The sequence below is a fragment of the Pseudomonas sp. CFBP 13719 genome (genome assembly GCF_014842095.1).
Taxonomy (GTDB): domain Bacteria; phylum Pseudomonadota; class Gammaproteobacteria; order Pseudomonadales; family Pseudomonadaceae; genus Aquipseudomonas.
The window spans coordinates 236,865-254,754 of sequence record NZ_JACYVB010000002.1 but is presented as its reverse complement, the minus strand read 5'-3'; the positions used below and the strand labels follow the sequence as shown (position 1 = coordinate 254,754).

The 17,890-nt window shown below is 52.7% G+C and carries 16 protein-coding genes; 8 read left to right on the top strand and 8 right to left on the bottom strand.

Features of this window, described 5'->3' with window-relative positions; translation table 11 throughout:
• Window positions 1–23: 23 nt before the first annotated feature.
• The 3 genes from IFT57_RS06485 to IFT57_RS06475 form a co-directional block, all read right to left on the bottom strand.
• Complete coding sequence (locus tag IFT57_RS06485) at window positions 24–1,094, bottom strand: hypothetical protein (RefSeq protein WP_192150997.1); 1,071 nt, start codon at window positions 1,092–1,094, stop codon at window positions 24–26.
• A gap of 65 nt (window positions 1,095–1,159) precedes the next feature.
• Window positions 1,160–1,870 carry a hypothetical protein gene (locus IFT57_RS06480; RefSeq protein ID WP_241032708.1) on the bottom strand — a complete coding sequence of 237 codons (711 nt, stop codon included), beginning with the start codon at window positions 1,868–1,870 and terminating at the stop codon, window positions 1,160–1,162.
• Window positions 1,867–2,940: a hypothetical protein gene (locus IFT57_RS06475; protein WP_122531265.1), complete on the bottom strand. Its 1,074-nt coding sequence runs from the start codon at window positions 2,938–2,940 to the stop codon at window positions 1,867–1,869. Before IFT57_RS06475 ends, IFT57_RS06480 begins: the two co-directional genes overlap by 4 nt.
• A gap of 74 nt (window positions 2,941–3,014) precedes the next feature.
• Here IFT57_RS06475 and IFT57_RS06470 point away from each other — a divergent pair, with 74 nt between their 5' ends.
• The 3 genes from IFT57_RS06470 to IFT57_RS06460 all read left to right on the top strand — a co-directional run bounded on the left by IFT57_RS06470 (window position 3,015) and on the right by IFT57_RS06460 (window position 4,718).
• Window positions 3,015–3,575, top strand: a complete 561-nt coding sequence (locus IFT57_RS06470) for a hypothetical protein (RefSeq protein WP_241032709.1) — start codon at window positions 3,015–3,017, stop codon at window positions 3,573–3,575.
• A complete protein-coding gene (locus tag IFT57_RS06465) occupies window positions 3,550–4,047 on the top strand; it encodes a hypothetical protein (protein ID WP_241032710.1) in 498 nt (165 codons plus the stop codon). Before IFT57_RS06470 ends, IFT57_RS06465 begins: the two co-directional genes overlap by 26 nt.
• Window positions 4,048–4,181: 134 nt before the next feature.
• A complete protein-coding gene (locus tag IFT57_RS06460; RefSeq protein WP_192150995.1) occupies window positions 4,182–4,718 on the top strand; it encodes a hypothetical protein in 537 nt (178 codons plus the stop codon).
• A 20-nt stretch (window positions 4,719–4,738) separates the two neighbouring features.
• On the opposite strand, the gene IFT57_RS06455 is transcribed toward IFT57_RS06460, so the two are convergent.
• Entirely contained in the window at window positions 4,739–5,941 is a 1,203-nt protein-coding gene (locus tag IFT57_RS06455; RefSeq protein ID WP_192150994.1) for a hypothetical protein, read from the bottom strand.
• A 236-nt stretch (window positions 5,942–6,177) separates the two neighbouring features.
• Between IFT57_RS06455 and IFT57_RS06450 the strand changes: the two genes are divergently transcribed.
• Entirely contained in the window at window positions 6,178–7,446 is a 1,269-nt protein-coding gene (locus IFT57_RS06450; protein ID WP_192092663.1) for a hypothetical protein, read from the top strand.
• Between the two features lie 221 nt (window positions 7,447–7,667).
• Window positions 7,668–9,560: a LysM peptidoglycan-binding domain-containing protein gene (locus IFT57_RS06445; protein ID WP_199868794.1), complete on the top strand. Its 1,893-nt coding sequence runs from the start codon at window positions 7,668–7,670 to the stop codon at window positions 9,558–9,560.
• 70 nt (window positions 9,561–9,630) lie between these two features.
• Here the strand turns inward: IFT57_RS06445 and IFT57_RS06440 are convergent, their stop codons facing one another.
• The 3 genes from IFT57_RS06440 to IFT57_RS06430 form a co-directional block, all read right to left on the bottom strand.
• On the bottom strand, window positions 9,631–10,419 hold the full coding sequence (locus IFT57_RS06440; RefSeq protein WP_192092665.1) for a hypothetical protein: 789 nt from the start codon (window positions 10,417–10,419) through the stop codon (window positions 9,631–9,633).
• A gap of 372 nt (window positions 10,420–10,791) precedes the next feature.
• Window positions 10,792–12,360 carry a hypothetical protein gene (locus IFT57_RS06435; protein WP_192150993.1) on the bottom strand — a complete coding sequence of 523 codons (1,569 nt, stop codon included), beginning with the start codon at window positions 12,358–12,360 and terminating at the stop codon, window positions 10,792–10,794.
• 9 nt (window positions 12,361–12,369) lie between these two features.
• Window positions 12,370–13,938 carry a hypothetical protein gene (locus tag IFT57_RS06430; RefSeq protein WP_192150992.1) on the bottom strand — a complete coding sequence of 523 codons (1,569 nt, stop codon included), beginning with the start codon at window positions 13,936–13,938 and terminating at the stop codon, window positions 12,370–12,372.
• A gap of 119 nt (window positions 13,939–14,057) precedes the next feature.
• Between IFT57_RS06430 and IFT57_RS06425 the strand changes: the two genes are divergently transcribed.
• The 3 genes from IFT57_RS06425 to IFT57_RS06415 are packed head-to-tail and all read left to right on the top strand — an operon-like array spanning window position 14,058 to window position 17,090.
• Window positions 14,058–15,410 (top strand): polynucleotide adenylyltransferase, encoded by a 1,353-nt coding sequence (locus IFT57_RS06425; RefSeq protein ID WP_192150991.1) that lies wholly within the window; start codon window positions 14,058–14,060, stop codon window positions 15,408–15,410.
• Window positions 15,411–15,418: 8 nt separating this feature from the next.
• Complete coding sequence (locus IFT57_RS06420; protein WP_122531274.1) at window positions 15,419–15,895, top strand: hypothetical protein; 477 nt, start codon at window positions 15,419–15,421, stop codon at window positions 15,893–15,895.
• Window positions 15,876–17,090, top strand: a complete 1,215-nt coding sequence (locus IFT57_RS06415; RefSeq protein ID WP_192092673.1) for a hypothetical protein — start codon at window positions 15,876–15,878, stop codon at window positions 17,088–17,090. The genes IFT57_RS06420 and IFT57_RS06415 overlap by 20 nt, the downstream gene beginning before the upstream one ends.
• Here the strand turns inward: IFT57_RS06415 and mutM are convergent.
• Window positions 17,087–17,890, bottom strand: coding sequence for a bifunctional DNA-formamidopyrimidine glycosylase/DNA-(apurinic or apyrimidinic site) lyase (gene mutM, locus IFT57_RS06410; RefSeq protein WP_192150989.1), 804 nt, complete (start codon window positions 17,888–17,890; stop codon window positions 17,087–17,089). The two genes, IFT57_RS06415 and mutM, sit on opposite strands and share 4 nt — an antisense overlap.

Here is a 17,890-nt window from a genome sequence, read left to right as displayed (position 1 = left end):
GCTCCGCTTAGAAATAGGCTTGATCATACCACGGAATCGACATTTGTCCCTATATTGAGTTCGCTCGTATTTTCCATCGGAAGGGCCGGCAAATGGCGCCACTTCTGGGTTTCCAGTACGGGTTGCAGATAGTTGAGTTGAACCAGTATCTGGACGGTATCGGTCGAGAGATGTTCCATTGCGTTTGTTGCTGACACACGTTCTTGGATCAGGGCAGCTCTGATCAAGGCATTGATATCACTGTGCTCAGCCAATCGAGCGGTCAATGCCGAATGCCCCAGTTTCAAGCTAAGGCCAATCAAAGTGTTGTAAACATCGTGAAGCTCAAGCCAGCCAAGAGTTTCAGCCAAAGGGCAGGCAGCCCATGCGACCGGCATCTGACCCAGTGCAATGCGTGAGTCATAGGTCAAGGGCGTACCCCAAAGCACCTGGCGTAACTCTGGATTACCTTGGGCCTGGAGAAATGACGCCTGGTAAATATGAGGCGTGAACAGCTCGATGGCCAGCTTGTTGAGGCGGGTATTCTGAGCCGCCATGTCTTCAAGCAACCAGCCTAGAGCTTGTTCCACCCTGGTATTCATCTCTGGCATGTGCACTCTCATTGCCAGAAGGATGTCGTCGAGCTGCTTTTTCCTGAACGCTGAGCGCAGCAAAATCTTGAGGCTTACAGCCGGGATCTTGTCTTTATGATCCAGGCTCATCAGCTGTGCAGCCAGCGGCGCCGGTTTCCATGAATAGGCGCAGATGTCTGAAAAGAGATCGATGTAGTGCTTACTCCAAGTCATGGGCACAACCATGGGCGGGCGCAGTGTCATCAGCTTGGTGACCACTCGCTCAAGTGGCATACCCCATGAGCAGAAGCAGTGGAAAATAAGAACATGCCCTTTTTTGATTGATGCTGCCGACAGCCAAACAGACGGGTCACCATTCATGAGGGCTCTGTTGAAACCCGGCTTGCCAAAATAACCCTCGATCTGATGCTCGATCGTTGCGAGAAACTCAGGATCAGACACACGGGAAGGGGTAACTGAATCAAGCAAATGCTTGATCTTCGACGCCGAGAATTGGGCGTCGAGCTCAAATTTATGTGGCATGTGACTACCATCTTGTTTTTATTTTTTGTGCTATCAATTTAACACAAAAAAGCCGATTGCATAGGTCACATATCGAAGTCAGTGTCGACCTCTTGGCGAAGGCGTTTTGCACGGTGGTAACCCGCTTTAAATGCCTTGCCCTCATCACTTAGAGATGAAAACGGAAGTGGGCCATGAAGGCGTCGCACTGCATCCATCAGGGTAGTGGCAAGACCTTCTCGACGCTTGTCTCTGCACGTGTACATCTCGGAGACTTCATCAGCGTCCACGCGGATGCCGGCGACAGCGCGATCGCCCTGGTGGATTTGGTAACGTACACTCCCGCTTTCGCTTCGAATGACCTGCAGGCCCTCATCATTCAGGCCCTCATCGCCCTCAAGACCCCAACTGCCCTGTAGGAGCGGATGGTTGGCAGGCAAGAGCAGCCGCGCCAGCGCCGAAGATCTGTATTCGTCCCAGTCTGGCGGGTATTGCTCGATGAAAGAGGGGACTACCCCGTCGGGAGTGAAGAAAAACTCGAACCCGGATGTCTGAATGAAGTAGGCGCATTCCGAGCCCACCTCAACCCGATAAGCGCCAGTACCAGGGTCAGAGCAGGTAAAGTCATCCAGGGATTCGCCTTCTTCGAGTAATCCTGACAAATCACAGGCATCTTCGAACTCTTCAAGGGGCACCCGCTGAGCATTGTGCATCAGTGTGGCCCAAATCTGAGGGCCATCAGCGGTGCGTTGCTGGAGTCTGTCGCATTGAATTGCATATTGGAAAGTAGAAGTCACAAGCCTAAATCTCGCGAAAAAGAGGCATCAATGTGTTCAGGATAACGTTGGAGCATCTGGTTTTTCATCCTGGATCCGTGAAAAAGGCTGATCATGACTGATGGATCTAGCCCCTGGAGGCGACTGAGAAATAGAGGCCTGTGAAAAAGAGCCTCGATGACCTGAGGCTTTCCGACAAAGGCGGTCAAAGTGGTAGCCCATGTTTGAAATGACTGATTCTGAGCCTCGAAGCTTCTGACAAAGAAATCTTTGAGCGCCATTTCGACCTGTGGCGTGTTGGGGTAGTCACATCGCTCAAGTAGCTTGATGAAATGCTTCCAGGGCGACATATCCGAGCGATTAACCATCAGTTCCGCATAGATCTGCAGTGAGCGCTTCAGATGAGCCGGCTTCTTGAATCGACTCGTCGTGATGCAGGGAGAGATTTTCTCGAAATACTTGCTAAGGTTGATCCCTGCCTCGATCAGGCCTGCAAAACCCATCTGACTACTGATGACCGCATCGTGAAATGGGCCGTCTTTCGTCGTGACGCAGTCATGGACAGAGCCAGCCACCTGTCGGTAGAAAGAGTCCTGACTCAGCGCCTCATCCCCCAGGTCTCTGAAGATCTTTTTCCTTTTGAGGTGCACAGGGCTCTGATTGAGATAGTCCAATGTCAGCGCATGCGCCAGTCGATGCAAAGGCCGGAAAGTCGATATGGCCCCGTAAGCATTCTCGGATTGCACGTGGAGCACCATCGTCCAGGCAAGGATCGTGTTATCGCTGTGGCTGATAAGCAGGCCTGCTGTATTAGCATCTGGGGCCCGAAAATAGCTGGGTTCACCTCGGATGAAAGACAGGATCATCTGGCCTGCTCTAGCCCTAAGAAAACAAGCCAGGCGCTCGCATAGCAAAGGCATCGAAATCACATTGACCAGCAAGCTGATAGCCTCTGCAAACTGGATGAAGCCACTGCCCGTCACGCTGTCGTCAATTCTGAGTTCAAGCTCACTGCGCTCAAGCAGCCCTGCATCACCTGAATCCAGGTATAGCAGCCATTCCGGGATGTAGCCGTCGACTTTGAAGGACATGGTTTACTCCACTCGATTATGTAGTATATTGTCGTTCAGCCAATCAGAAAATGAAACCAGTTCCGGAGCTCCACGTGAATTTTTCAGTCAGCCGGATCCAGCGCACATGGTCAACCAGCTTCATCTATTCAATGAGGCGGGCCGGCAAGATACTGGAGTGGTTTGTGCTTGCCAGCTACTGTGGACAAACCCTGCGAGTATGCATTCAAGGCTCGGAGGGAGTTCGTAGTTTGAGTTTGCCAGGCTTTAAGCCATCCGAGCTTCAAGCAGTCAAGCGCATCAAGGCTGCTGATCTGTGTCAGAAAGCTCAAAGCACCTGCTATCCGCCAGAGCTCGACGTCAGCCATTATTTTGTCACTGTTTTGAGCAACACCATCAATATGGGGAGGGCAGCTCCGATATCTGCCGAAAGATTGATGGAGATCATGGAAGTCGTCAGCGATTTGCGTGAAAGTGCCGATCCAGAGCGGTTGCACGATTACCTGGCAGCGAGTGAACTTTTGGATCTTGAAGACAATGCCTGCACCTTTCGCCCCTCAATGAACGAATTTGAGTTCTGGGATAATCACTGGGCCTCTATTGCTTCAAGAATACTTGAGGACTTCAAGCGTGCAAATCGAGGTTCAAAGACGTGATACAAATCATATTGACAAAATGTCAAGTGAACTCGATAATCGCGGAATACTACCTGGGCAGACATTGATCATGGAAATGCGGCACAACCCCTCTCGCACGGAAAGCCTAAACGCCAGGGCCGAGAAGGCTATCGAGAAGCTGCAGGGGCACGTCAAACTATCCCAAAGCCCGGAGCTTTCTGTGCTTCTTGGGCAGATCCAGCCGGGGCAAACCCTTGTGGCAACCCAGACGCTGGTCGATGTTATGGACATTCTGCGGGATTCCATCATCAACTTTTCCACCCTGGAGCTCGATGCAGCTCAGGACAGTTTCGCTGCAGAAGAATCTCATCTTCTGAATGATCTGATCCGCGAAAGAACCAGGCAGTTGTATACACTCATCGAGATCATCCGCGAGAAGATTCCAACCACCATTGCTGAGGTGGAAGGTATAGAACGAGACCTTCGGGCCAGTCATTCAAAAATTGGCTGATTCAAAACCAAGGCGCTTTCTTCGGACAGCGCCTTTTTTGCGTCCAAAAGCTTACATGACTTTTACCATAAATTGACTGACAAGGGCTTTTCTCATCAATATGATGTCTTAAAACAACAAGAAAGGAGCAACACATGAAGCTGCACTTGAAATCGTCCCTTATCGCTCTGGCCTTGGGACTGGCTGTGTCAGGAAGCTCATTCGCTGCTGACCTTACTCCACCTCCAGCAACGCCTGGTGCAGACCAGCATGACTTCAAACCAGGGGAGCACCCTGAAGGCGCAAAGCCACATGGTGATCGCGGTGACCGTCCACATGGGGATCGTGGCCAGCCAGGCAAGCCTCGCGGTGGCCTGGAAGAAAAGCTGAACCTGGACAAGGATCAGTCAAAAGCACTGCGTCACAGCATGCGTGAAGACGTCTCCGAACAGCGCGCCATCGTTGGAAGCTACCTAAAAAAGCTTCCTAAGCCTGAGCAGGACGCGATGGCTGCTGAGCTCAAAGCCAGCCACGACAAGCACTTCAAGGATTTCCTGGATACCCTGTCGCCAGAGCAACAGGCCAAGGCAAAGGATCTCTTCGCGAAGTTCAAGGCTGAGCACCCTCATGGCAAGCCTGGAGCCGATGGCAAACCAGGTGAAGTCCCGGCTGCCAAACCGCTGACTCACTAAGCGGCACGAAGGACTGGGGCTTAAAGTCCCAGATCCTGGGCCATCGCATTATCCCTCCCCGCAGAGGGAACATTCTCAACTTCCTGAATCGTCAGAACGCCCAATGCGAGGCATCCCAGCGTGGCCCATTGGGGAAGGCGCTCTCTAATCTTGGCGAATCCCTTCGGATCTGTTGCCTTGATGGCTTTCAGGATGTCGCGGCCATGAGCACACTGATCAGCGCCAGCAAGACCCCAAAACTCCGTAGAATTTGAGTCCTCCCCTTTGAAAATTCGGATCATGTCTTGAACCCATTGAGAGGCTCTCTCGTAAGGGCCAGCCTCTCTATAGCTGGTAAGGGCAGGGGACAGCCGCCAGTCATAACCCGCTTGAATGTACAGGGCTGCTGTTTTTTCGTTTTCAAGGGCTCTTGGTGCGTATTGATCAGAAGCGTGAAGGAATATGCCTTGGTTTGTCAGCATGCGCAGGTAGTCCAACTGGATCGAATATACCTCGCATTGCCTACCTGCCTCAGAGCGATAGAAGTCTTCGAACATCAGGGTAAGTTTTTGCGAATGCTCAGTCTTTGTGCCAACTTGGGCAAGCCACTGCATGCCCACGCTGTTCTTTGCGTCGTTTTCAAGATAGCGCTTGTAACCTTCAAGATAAATACTGCGAAAAGGCTCCCGATGCACAGGATAATCGACTTCCGGAAGCTGCTCGTTCAAGCCATTGACGAGGTTGCTTCGGTACAGCAGGCGAGCGATCTGGGGTGCTTGAGCGACCGTAATATCGACCAGGCTTGGGTCGTACTCGACCGCTTTGGCTATCTGGGCGAAAATGTCAGCAGGCTTTTCCATGCTCGCCAACTCCAGCAAGCCTTTCTCGCGGCGAATGAGGATCGCCATGGCACCCAAGCCATTCATTGCTGCTGTGGAGCCAGGATAATGCCCAAGCAGTGAATCATTAACACCTTGGGTAACCTCATCAAGCGGATATCGAGACCAAAACACCTCGGGTGGGAGGCGTCTACTTTTCAGCGAGGACTGAGTGCCTGCGTCGAGTTTTTCGCCCTTTGCTTCGAATTCAACCGGGTTGCTGGAAGACCCCGTGTACTCCAAGATCTCATCGCCCTTTACCCTGGCGATGAGGAAGTCGCTGAAAGGTTTTCTTGGCGAGTTTTGAATAGGGGCCAGCTTGCCGGCAGAATCGACCACGATCGATTGTTGAAAAGCCTTGAACATAGCGTGATCCTTTGCCGCCAGCCTCGTCTTGAGGGGTGGTCAATGAGAAAGTATTGATCCATTGTATGGCGAGCTCGACGCCGGTATCAATCTATCTGCTGAGTGCCGGATCAGTTCGATTGTCGTTGTTGGATTGGGGGAGGTCAGTCTAAAATAAAATATCATCCGATGCCCATTCAAACGTCTGCGACATATCTGGACATGATCATCGGCGAATTACACCTCAAGGTTTTCCCATGCCAGAATCTGAACTCATCAAATTTACTACCCAGGCCGTCAGCTATCGGTACACCTCCGAAGGGGCATTGCCCTATGAGGACATTCCTGGACTGATGAATGGTGAGCTTCAAGCCCAGTGTCAGCAAGCATTTAGGCAGTATCTGCTGGCCGGAGAAACCCCTCTTTTTGTTGCCGCGACCATCAATTCCCAGGCTCTGGAAAGACACGAAGCCTGGCCCATTGTTGCACTCAATGCAGCCTATGCCATCAGCGCCCCCTGTGAAGACATGGCCGATATCCTGGCATACGCAAAGGCTGTCTGCGACTCCTGCGGAGAGGGGTGCTTCAAAAGCGCCCAGAAGACAACTCGGCGCCTTGTCGAAGCACATCCGGTCAATCCCTACCTGGTTTTCAAACAAAGCTCCGTAGAGCAGTGGGCAGTCTTGGAGGAGGCTTATGGGGTTATTCGAGATGGAATTCTCATAAACCTTGCCGTGCTTTTTGATGACGCCAATATGGTGAAAAAATATGCCCAATTCACTCCAACGGGATTTGTGAAGGATCTATCTCTTGCCCTTGCCAAAGTGAAATACGACCCTCTGGCCAATGTCAGGTCGTGGGTTGATGCCCCCAATGGGCTCTCGATGCTGGAGGTGGAAAAGCGGGTAAATAGCCAATTCAACTCTGTCCGCAGCCCCCTGGACAGTGACTATTTTCTGAGTAAGACTCATCCTGAATTCGCCAAGGCCTCTGCTTTCATGCAAGGCCAATTCGACATTGAAACACTGAAATTCGATTCGACAGACCATCATCTGCGTCACCTGCCCAGGTACTACAACTACCTGACCCAGGAGCCTGAAACCATAGGGCGTGCCGTCCAGGATCTGTACGTTTTATCTAATGGCAATCCACATCGAAATACCCTGGCAACAGTGCTCATCCAAGACCTTATAAAAGCTGGCTTGACCCTGACTGATGTGCATTTCAAATACTGCAGGCGTCTAAGAACTGGGGAAATCATGCACCTGGCCGATCAGGTGAATCTTGAAGAAACGATGGTGCTTGATTTACTCAACGTCTCAGAGCATTTCTATGACATGGGCGATACCGGGCGCTCCATCGCGCTGCATTTGTTGTCGTTAGCCCCCAGTGATCTGGTCAAGAGGCTTGCCACTTCCGATGCACAGATACGTTCGGCCTATATGGCGACCAAAGACCGTAGCTATCTGGAGCGCCTTTCAAGTGTCGCTCGGGACGCCTATATTGGGGCGGATCTGGGGCTTTGAAGCTTGAAATGGATCTTGGGTTGGACGGCTGATCCAGCAGGTGTTGTGACCAGCGATGTGCTGGCATACCCATCGTCACGTGGCGTTTTTCCAGAAAAATTTCACCGCAGATCATCCACCTGAAAAAACAAGCCTGCTGAGGCATCCAAGTTGTTCCGTGGCGACGTCATAATCGCTTGTTAAGCATATATTGACGGTGATAGCCTATAATCATAACTACAATGAAACTGGTGATTCAAATGGAAAACCTGGAAACCAAAGTGGCTGAGCCTTCCCTGCAGGCTTCCACCGATTACCTTGTTGCGCTGATGGTGCTCAAGGAAGTCGAAGCCCAAAACGAGCTGGATCCTCTGCTCCATGGGCTCAAAAGCCGCCTGGACAAATCCAAGGTAGGTGCAAACCCGTATCACATGCTCAACACTGCGTTCAGCCAAGAGGCGATCGTGGAGTCGAAGGCTGCCTACGCCGAGATCTGGGAACACATTTACAAAGAAATTGCTGAAGCGAGCATCAAGTCTTCTCTGCCGCACGCTGGCTACACGCAGGACGAGATCGATTCGCTGCCTGAAGAAGTTATTCAGCACTTCAACACGGTTTCCCTGTTCGAAGAAAAATTCCCTGACGAAGGCTCTAAAAACTTCCCCCTCCTTGAGCGTTTGAAGGCCGGCAAAGACATGCTCTTCGACGCCCTGGGTTCCGACAAGGGCAAGGCGGCATTGAGCGCTGCAAGCTGGGGTATTTCACTGGCAACCGGTGGCATCGTGACTCGCCTGGCCATCAAAGGCGGCGCAGCACTGGCCTCGCGCTTGATCGAAAACGAATCGGTTCAGAATTTTGCCGGCAAGATGCAGCAGCGGGTCACCAACTTCCTGCAGCGCACTGGCGTTCCGACCGGCACCATTGCAGGTCACTTCCGTGACTTCAAGGACAACGCCAAGAGCGTGATGGCTTCTCCTACATTCCAGCGCTATGGCAAACCAAGCCTGGCCCTGGCAGGTATTGCCCTGGGCGCGATCATGGTGGGTAACCTCAACCACGACAAGCTCGTTGAGCTCGCATCCACCAGCTGGAGCAAAGGTGCAGACCTGGCTCAATCTGGCGCAGACCTGGCGACCGAAGGTTTCCATGCCGCCAAGGATCTGGCCAGCACCGCTGTAGACCACACTGTTGACGCAGTCAGCGATGCCGGAACCTTTGTGGCGAACACCGCCATCGATGCTTACCAGGATCCGGTTGCCACCCTGCAGCAGATTGCAGATACGGGCCTGGACGTTGCACGTGGAGCCAACGATCTCCTCGTCGACGCTGCCTCTGGCACCATCGATGCGGTGACACAGGCGCCTTCCTTCATTGCCGACGTGGCAAAATCCGGCTATGAGTCAGCGACAGTTGCTCTGGGCGGCGCCGCAGAGGCCGCAGGCCATGCAGTCGACAGCACTCGCCAATTCGTCGCAGACGGCTTCCACGGAGCAGGAAATCTCGTAGCTGGTACTGATGCGGCGCATGTAGATCCATCAGTGGATGCTGGCATCGCATCCAAAGATCTGCTTACCGATGCTGATGTAACTGCGTCCGTCCCATTGGGTGGTGCGGCTCCTACTGCAAGTGATTTGAGTCATTCAGTTGCTGGCCCAGTTGCTACTAATTACGAAATCCACAAAGGGGACTCTCTGTGGAAAATCTCGAAGGAAGCATTCGAAGCCAACGGCATCGAGCCCACCAACCACCAGATCCACGAAGCGACCCAAAAACTTTATGAGGCAAACAAAGACCTCATTGGGGCAAATCCTGACAAGATCATGGCAGGTGCCGATTTGCGGGTTGATCCTGCGCTTTTCACTGCGAAGGTCGATGCAGTAGTCGAAAACGATCATCTCAAGGCCATGGGTGACATGATTGGCACCAAGGCTGGCTTCCCAATTGAAACCTCAGTGAGCCAAGTTACTCCGCCAGATCTGAATGCTGCGCCTGCAGCAACGGATTTCAAAAGTGACCGGGCAAAACTCGGAGACCTTCTGGGAGTTAGCCCTAAAGACGGTGCTGTTTCCTTCGGTGAAGCAGTGAAGCGCGTTTCTTCTCGTGATGTTGGCAGCGATTCTACGCTGGGCATGTAATTCAGCAGGCAAAGAAAAAGGCATGATTTCTCATGCCTTTTTTGTTTCTCTGCCTCATGCTTTTATCCATTCAGGGGTGGCCAAACCCAGCCTTCTTGTTGAATTCGTCGTTTGCTCTAAAATCCTTGACCAACAGGTTTTTGAACTCCTCGTCGCTGAGCAAATACTCAGCCAACGATCCAGCTTCTACGGAGCATGCTCCCTTATCCAAGCAAAGGTGCAAAACCCTTGGCATAACGTTGGGGCCAGGGTTGCTTGGGTAGGGCAGATCCACACGGCGCTGAAAGAAATCACCGTCTTCTTTTATCCCATAGTTCACTATGTAGCTGAGGGACATTGCACGTGCCAGAATTTCTTCAAACATGGCTATCGATGCGCCAGGCGTTATGGATTTGTCCAGGTTGACCACCTTGTTTAGCTGTTGACGATAGCCATTTTCAAGCTCAGCAGAGCCTATTCGGCAATGCATCAACTCGTGCATCAGCGTTGCGCCTATAGTGGCGCGTTTCGGATCAACAAAGACCACCTTGCAAACATTTCGAGCCGCGCCCTCTGGCAAGGATAGCTCATACTTGGCGAATGCCACAGCCCGGCTGTTCACGTTCACATTGGCAGCCTGCAAGGCGCTCTGGCTTTCACCTGACAACACGTCGGTGCGCTTGGATTGATCGATCTGCTCGTAGAAAAAGGACTTGTCCTTCGCCATGATGAAGTAGGGAGTGACAGAAGCCGGCAACACCGTCTTTGCATAGGTGGCCAGCTCATACCCTTTTGTGCCCTCGCGGTAGATGTTTTCCGCAGAGGCCCATATCGAAAAGGTCGAGAGGGCTATCGTCATCAGTAATTTTGAAAGTTTCATGGCGAAAACCTTGTTTGACCGTTACGACCAGTATACCCAGTACACCAACCATGTCAAGCGATAGATTGCCAAAACGTCAATTTATATGAAAGCCGCTACCTTCACAGTTTCTTGTACTGAAATCCTACCCATAGGGGGCCCTTGGCCCATTTCTACGCGTTAGCGTGGCTTAACGGCGCCCTCTGGTTCCACGCGGTACCAGATTCGAGCAATCCCACTTCTACGCGGTAGCGTGGCTTAAGGCGGTCAAGAGGCCTGCCAAATTTCTAGTTGTTTCGCCACTCAGTTCTACGCGATAGCGTGGCTTCTCTTGATTTACGCCTGGCAAGCAACACCGCCAAGCGCCCAGCTCTTTCTACCCGCTAGCGTAGCTCAAAGTCCCATGTCGGCACCGAAGGCCTTGTCGCGTAGCACCGGACTGGTTTGCAGCAATTCCTGGCGACTGATCCTCATGCCTAAGAAAAGCTTGGCTGATACTCCCTTAAGGTTTGCTGGCATCAATCGATACAGCTGGCGCACAGATCTCTCATCGAGGACGGGAGGCGTGTAGTCCACTGCATAGTTTCCCAGATCCCCCTTTACCCTAAGGGTCTGAAGTGAAAGGCCCTCCAGAGAAATCCCAAATTCTTCAGCACGCGAAAGGGCAATCAAGCTCATCTTGATGACAGAATAGAGATACCAATGCTCAGGGTTTTCGACTGGCGAGTGAAGCATGATGACCCCAAGGAGCCTGTTCGGCCCAATTGGAATGTGTTTCTCGAAACCTGAATATCGGCTGAGCAATGTCCCGGCAATCATGTCGGCATTTTCATCAGTCCAGCGATCAATTACTGCGTGTGGATCCTTTCCGCCATGGAACATGTCCAGGCCCAGCAGCGGGGAGTCGTGTGCAGGCAATTTCTCGAAGAATCCTTTGCAGTCCATGTGCAACTGCATCACCCGCTCAGCGTTGAACCTGCTGATTGCAAGTTTGCCGTATTGCATGGAAGCCAAGCGCATGAGGTCATCTCTCACATCCTCGCCAACCTTCATGACATCGGGCAGCGTTATTGTCTCAAGGTCATAGACGTAGTCCAGGTCATCACTACTGATTGGGCTGTATTTATTCCACTTGTGTTGCGTCATCTCTTCCCAGGTGATCAGAGGCGCGTGCCGATCCAACCGATCCTGGAAATCCCCTTTCTCACCATCAGAGGTATCAACCAGGCTTTTAAGCACCGACTCCCATTGCATGCTCGAAAGGGGAAGGCCATGAGTGGCAACGACCAGGTCATCGATAATTGAACCCTCAAGGTCTTGAGCCCCCAAAGATGCTGCAATTGCTTTGGCATATGAAGCTGCCGGGACAGCGTCGACCAGGTAGCTCGATTCGCCAGGCACCCCTCTGGATTGGCAAACATGGCTCTCGCCGAAAAGCGATTTGTTTGTAGGCAAAAGATCAAAGCTTTTCATTACTGGCGCCCTGCAAAGCTCGCACACCTTGAGCAGCGCTGAGCGAATATGAGCGTCTGACACTTCTTTAATTCCAGGATCACCCAGGTCTTGATAGGAGTTGGCAATGATCGCGAACATCTCCAGGGTTTCAAGGCCTTCGGCGAGTCTCCAAGCATTCCTGTCGTTGCCGGCAATGCGATGTTGGTGCAGCGAGTTTAAAAAAACCCAGCTTGCTGCGTCCCGGTCATGGCGAATTCGAGCCAACATGGCCAATAGGATGGACTTGTTCTCTTGCCAGGTGTCGCTGACGTCATGATTCTTGAGCACCCTTCGAAAGTGATACATGAAGGGCTCATCCATACCCTCATTGGATTTGCCGACACCCTGAAAACGAGTGAGGTCAGACAGGGAAAAGGGGCGGATGACTGGCTGCGAAAGGTCTTGGATGCAATCGATCCATTGGCTATCAGAGTGAGCAGGGGTCAAGTGGTGAAAAGGGATGTTCAATGGTAGCTCCTAGAGGCCCAGATCGATGTTGAAGGAGCTGGCGCGAAGCGTGTGGCCAGCAGCCTGTAATTGTTCGCGTGTCAGTGAAAGCCCTAGGGATAAACGTGCTTCAGGGCCCTGCAGATGATCTGGCATGCGTCTGTATGCGTCCTCTAGGGAAGCCGCCGAAGGCCAGGGATCATCGATGGTGTCGTGAGCGGCGCACAAGAGAGTTCTCACCATGCCCATGACCTTGAGTACATCTTGCTCAGGCTCGTTGTCCCGGAGAAATTTTAGGGTCAGAAGCTGAATGCTGACAATTGCATGGCAATAAAGGCCTGTCTGCTTGTCGGGATCGGTATGATTGATGATGGCCAGAAGGTCGATGCCGGCTATTGGGGGTGAGTAGCAAGGCGAAAAGGATCTGCTGATCAGGGATGAGGCAATCAAGTCTTTATGGGCATCGAGGTGCTTGTCGATCAGTTCAAGGGGATCGATCTCATCACTCATGAACATCATCTTGCCGACACCCTCGACAGGGCAGTCCTGTATCCTTTTCACGATCTTGTCGCTTTCTGGAAAGCCTGACGCATACCCTCGATCTATATCTGAAACGTGATAAACCATGGCCACGGCAGATCTGATTTCATCGAACACTTCGGGATCAACATGGGCTGCCAGCTCAAGAAGGTTTGCGCTTACCCTGACGTCTTCCTGATCTATCCAGGTGCTGGGGTAGAAGGTGTTCCAGGAGTGGTCAGCGAGCGCACGCCAATCGGCAACGCCTGCAGATGCCTCCCTGGCCAACCCGTCCAAATCAAACTCAGCGTCATCTGATTGCATCTTCTCAATCTGATCCTGCACGCCGCGACCCATTGCCCAGACTGTCTTGATCCAAAGCGTCGACGCAATAGGCAAGTTCTTCATGGCCTGGGCATGGTGTGCGCGATCATCAGGGTCAAGATGGCATGAGAGGTGGGCGAGCACCGTGCGGGGGAGGGTGTTGAGGGGGCTGGCTTCTAGTTGCACAGCACTGACGCCCATTTTGCCTGTAGAGGCAATTGTGTTGTCAGCGGGGGTTTGCAAAAGATTTTCGTTGGTAGGGAGCCACTCAATTTCGCTATAACCCTTGCAGAGCTCCCTAATCGAGGTTAAGGCGTTATTGAGAACTGGCATGTGAAACCGCTTGATATCATCACAGCCCCAGAAGCTTGCCTGTGCTGCACAGAAAGACAGTTTTTCAGCGACCGACAATTCTCGTATAAGGTCGAACAGGTAGGCATCATTTCCTGCCACATGCATTTCACACAACACCCCATGAAGGCACCAGTTCAGCGCATCTTCATCCTGCTCCAGTCGATACAGCAGAATGGCAGAAAGCTGCCCCTTTTCAATCTCAGAAAAATCATCGGACGCACTGCGCTTCAAGGCCAGAGGGGTTTGCACCTCAAAGATGTCCTCCAGATTGCCCATTCCAGATAATAATGCAATTTGCTCGGGCGCAAAGGGCTCTGTCAGTGGGCCCCGGTGCTTCATTAGGAACGTGAACAGATCCTCAAAGTCCCCGCTGGAGAGTGATTCAGTAAGCGTTGCGTGCATGGATTAATTTCCTGCGTCGGTTTGTACCATTATTGCTGGTTTCCAGTCTTTATATCGATGTTTTTTTGAGGACGGAATGGCCCGTTTGAGGTATGCTGGGACAAAGAGAGGTGCACACAATGAGATGCTATTTGGTTGGCGGCTATGTCCGCGACAAGCTGCTTGGTCTTGATCCATCCGATCAGGATTATGTGGTTATCAATGAAAGTCCGGATTCCATGCGCAGTCGTGGCTACACGCTGGTGGGCAACCATTTCCCTGTGTTTCTTCATCCTGTTACGGGTGAGGAATACGCCCTGGCTCGCTCGGAGAAAAGCACCGGCAAGGGCCATTCTGAATTTGAATGCTCCTGGGAAGGCGTTACCCTGGAAGAGGATCTCTTCCGTCGTGATTGCACCATTAATGCCATGGCCGAGACAACCGATGGCGTATTGATAGATCCTTATGGTGGTGCTGACGATCTCGAATCTCAGACCCTGAGGCACGTATCCCCACACTTCGCTGAAGACCCCCTGAGGATCTTGCGCGTAGCGAGGTTTGCCGCCCGGTTAGGCTTCAAGGTTGCGCCAGAGACTTTGGCCTTGATGCGGGCCATGGTGCTCGACGACATGCTTGAGACTTTGCCTTCAGAGCGGCTGTGGAAGGAGACCGAGAAAGCCCTTCTGACTGACAAGCCCTGGGTGTTTTTTGAGGTGCTGGATGCCTGTGGTGCCTTGGAGCGGGTCTTTCCAGAGCTGACGGCGCTGCGTGGCATTCCCCAGCGCGCCGACTACCACAGCGAGGGCGATGCCTTCGTGCATACCTTCATGGTTTTTGAAGAAGCCGCGCTTAACAGCGCGAAACTGGACGACTCCCGCAAACTGCGCGTGCGCATGGCGGCATTGCTGCATGACCTTGGGAAGTCGCGCACAGATCCCAAGCACTTATGGGATGAGATGGGCAATGTGCTGGGTAAACATCCCGGCCATGAAGATCCGGCGCAATTTGAACCTTTGCTGGACAGCCTTGCTTTGCGCTTGAAGATGCCCAGCTATCTGAGGGACTTTGCATACCGGGTGGCTCTCGTCCATCAGAACGTCCACGCCATCTTTTCGGCCAAAGGGCCGGGGCTTGTACGCATTTACGAGCGTCTGGATGCTGCTCGGGCCTTGCGCCATGACGAGTTCTTTTTGGAAGACATTGCCATGGCTTGCGAAGCGGACAACTACGGGCGGCTGATCCTCAACCCGGATGGCACAACCAAGCGCCCAGACAACTACGCCCAGCGTGATTACTTCTGCAATGCGATGCGCAGGATCTATGAGGTCGCTCCAGGGCCAATCATCCAGGAGCACATGGCGCGGGGCATGAAACTGGAATCTGCCAAAGAGAAGGTGGTAGCGGCGCAGCGCAGCTCGGTTCGCCCCATGATCAGTGAGCAACGTGCTTTGACCCAAGAAGCCAGAGAGCAGCTTCTGGGCACCCGTGCCTGAGGTCGACGATGAAATTGCTGTATTGCCTGGACTGCCAGGATGTCCTCAAAATCATCAACGAAATGTCCCGCACCTGCCGGTGTGGGGCTAGCACAGGTGTGCTCGATGACGACGAACTCACCGCAACCGTGACAGGGCCTTGTCAGGTGTTGGGCTTGGGCTCCCGTTCCGTCAGGCAGGCCGCACTGACTCAAACCCAGGAAGGTGATACGGGCTTGCGCAAAATGGTCAACCCTGCGGTGAAGAAGCTTAACCAGGTCAGGAAAGAAGACCCCGACCTGGCTATGATGATGGCCATGATGCTTCCGACCTCCGCCTACCGGGGCGCCCTGAAGGGTCGAAAGGTTGAGGCTTTCGTCATTCCCTACAAAGCTGAAACGGTCGTTCGCAAGTCCATGCCTCCAAGGGACTACAACCCTGCCTCCCGCACCCCGTATGATGGGAAGAAAAGGGCAGAGTGTGAACATGAGCAGCAATTGGATTGACCAGATTCAAAATGTAAAGCAGGCCAGCACCTCTATCAATCTTACTGCCGCCGCAAGAGCAGCCCTGGCCGAGATCTACCAGGAAGTGCAGTCACAAGGCCTCCTGAATGTACTGAATGCCGCGTCTGAAGAGGGCTTGAAACGCACAGACATCCTTGATTGCGCCGCTTATATGCTCACTCGGCATGCCATCCGAGACCAAGAGGAAGCCATCGAGTACTTTCGTTCGGTTGCCGATGTAGCCACCCAGTTCCCAGACCTGATCTATGCCGTAAACAAGGCGAAGCTGACAAGCGCTGTAAACGTCTATCCAGACATTCCGATGGATCAGGACTTCCAAGCCTCACTGGGAGTAATGCTCATTGGCAGCTTACCAACTGGCTCAAATCTCAAGCTGGAAACGATCGAGCAAAGAGTGCCATTGCTCAAGGAAATGCTGCGTCTTTATGACAATGAGCACATGTCAATCCAGCGTACGATTTCGATCAATAGCTTGCGCCGAAATATTCTCGATTTCCCATACTCTCCGGAGCGCCCAGCACATCTGGGGTTGCGGCGCCTTGCCTTCAGTGGTCAGGTGAGCGGTAATGAAGAAAGTAGAGAAATGCTGGGATCAATGCTCAAGCGCATGCTTGGGGCGAAGCCGCCAGCGCCTGCTGAATTTGCGGCAGAGATTGAGCGGCTGGAGCTCAATCCAGCGTACTTGGCAAGGTACTTTGAGCGAGACCTTTGCCACCTGCTTGATGGCGTACACGGGGAAGTATACGAGGAGCAGGAAAAAGCCATAGGCTACCTGACGAAACCTGAAATTCTCGAAGTATTTGGCCAATTCAGGAGCTTCTTGACCAAACATGACATCGACCCCATCGAAACAATCTGGTCTTTGTACACAAACAAAAGCCCAAGCGAGGCTCAGGATTGCGCAGAGCGGCACCCAGAAAATCGGGATTATGTTGCTCACCACATGATCGAATGGCTCGTAAACTCTGATGGTTTCGGGGGTGCAAAAGACCCTGGGTTGGTTTTCGCCACACAATGGCTGAAATCTCTGGAGCCCCGTGAGGCTCTAGAGCTCAAGCTTGATGACAAGCAACTCCTCAAGCTTTACAGCATCCGGGGCGAGAACGCCCTGGTGAGCAAGCTCAAGAGTGCGCATGCTCGTGACAAGGCGCTGGGTAGCGATCTGGGGCTTTAGGCCCCAGGAAGGCCCTGAAGCGCCTCTACGTAGAAGGTGCTTCGCCCACCCTGAGTCGCTCGTATCACCGCATTGCCCAGATGATCAAAATCCCGACCATACACCCTGAAGCTGTCCTGGAAGCTGCCTTTCTTGTCATCGGCATCTCGGTAATCCGAGATCGAAGATCCGCCCAGATCAATCGAGCGCAGCAGCATGGCTTTGATAGCCGGCACCAGCAGGTTTGCCTGAGCTTTCGTCAGATCCCTGGACAACAAGAGAGGGCTGATTCCACACTCGTAAAGCACCTCATTCACGTAGATGTTGCCCAGTCCGGCGATCTTGCGCTGATCAAGCAAGAACACCTTAATTGGGGTCTTGTTAGACGATGTCATGGCCAAAAGACCTTCAACGGTGAAAGCGTCCCCAAGCGGTTCGGTACCAAGGTGCCGAAGGTACTTGTTGGTGGCCAGGCTGCGCTCGAAAATGACGAATCCAAATTTGCGAACGTCGTTGTACACCAGCGAGGTGCCGTCGTTGAAAACAAACCGAATGCGATCATGCTTTGCTTCGACGGCATTGATGACCAGCTTGCCAGTCATGCCGAGATGACAAACCAAGTGACCATGATCAAGCTCGATCAGGATGTATTTCCCCATGCGCCTTATCGACACAATGGCCTGACCTTCCAAATTCTGAATCAGGTCTGGCTGGACGGGTTCTCGCAAGCGCTCATTCAGAATCGCGCCTGATGAGAACACCTTGCCTACCAAGCGCTGAAGAGTATTGATGACACACTGTACTTCTGGCAATTCTGGCAT

Bases quoted from the DNA above. Each gene is read 5' to 3' on its own strand.
- IFT57_RS06485 (WP_192150997.1), bottom strand. From the start codon at position 1,094: ATGCCACATAAATTTGAGCTCGACGCCCAATTCTCGGCGTCGAAGATC.
- IFT57_RS06475 (WP_122531265.1), bottom strand. From the start codon at position 2,940: ATGTCCTTCAAAGTCGACGGCTACATCCCGGAATGGCTGCTATACCTG.
- IFT57_RS06460 (WP_192150995.1), top strand. From the start codon at position 4,182: ATGAAGCTGCACTTGAAATCGTCCCTTATCGCTCTGGCCTTGGGACTG.
- IFT57_RS06455 (WP_192150994.1), bottom strand. From the start codon at position 5,941: ATGTTCAAGGCTTTTCAACAATCGATCGTGGTCGATTCTGCCGGCAAG.
- IFT57_RS06450 (WP_192092663.1), top strand. From the start codon at position 6,178: ATGCCAGAATCTGAACTCATCAAATTTACTACCCAGGCCGTCAGCTAT.
- IFT57_RS06445 (WP_199868794.1), top strand. From the start codon at position 7,668: ATGAAACTGGTGATTCAAATGGAAAACCTGGAAACCAAAGTGGCTGAG.
- IFT57_RS06440 (WP_192092665.1), bottom strand. From the start codon at position 10,419: ATGAAACTTTCAAAATTACTGATGACGATAGCCCTCTCGACCTTTTCG.
- IFT57_RS06430 (WP_192150992.1), bottom strand. From the start codon at position 13,938: ATGCACGCAACGCTTACTGAATCACTCTCCAGCGGGGACTTTGAGGAT.
- IFT57_RS06425 (WP_192150991.1), top strand. From the start codon at position 14,058: ATGAGATGCTATTTGGTTGGCGGCTATGTCCGCGACAAGCTGCTTGGT.
- IFT57_RS06420 (WP_122531274.1), top strand. From the start codon at position 15,419: ATGAAATTGCTGTATTGCCTGGACTGCCAGGATGTCCTCAAAATCATC.
- IFT57_RS06415 (WP_192092673.1), top strand. From the start codon at position 15,876: ATGAGCAGCAATTGGATTGACCAGATTCAAAATGTAAAGCAGGCCAGC.
- mutM (WP_192150989.1), bottom strand. From the start codon at position 17,890: ATGCCAGAATTGCCAGAAGTACAGTGTGTCATCAATACTCTTCAGCGC.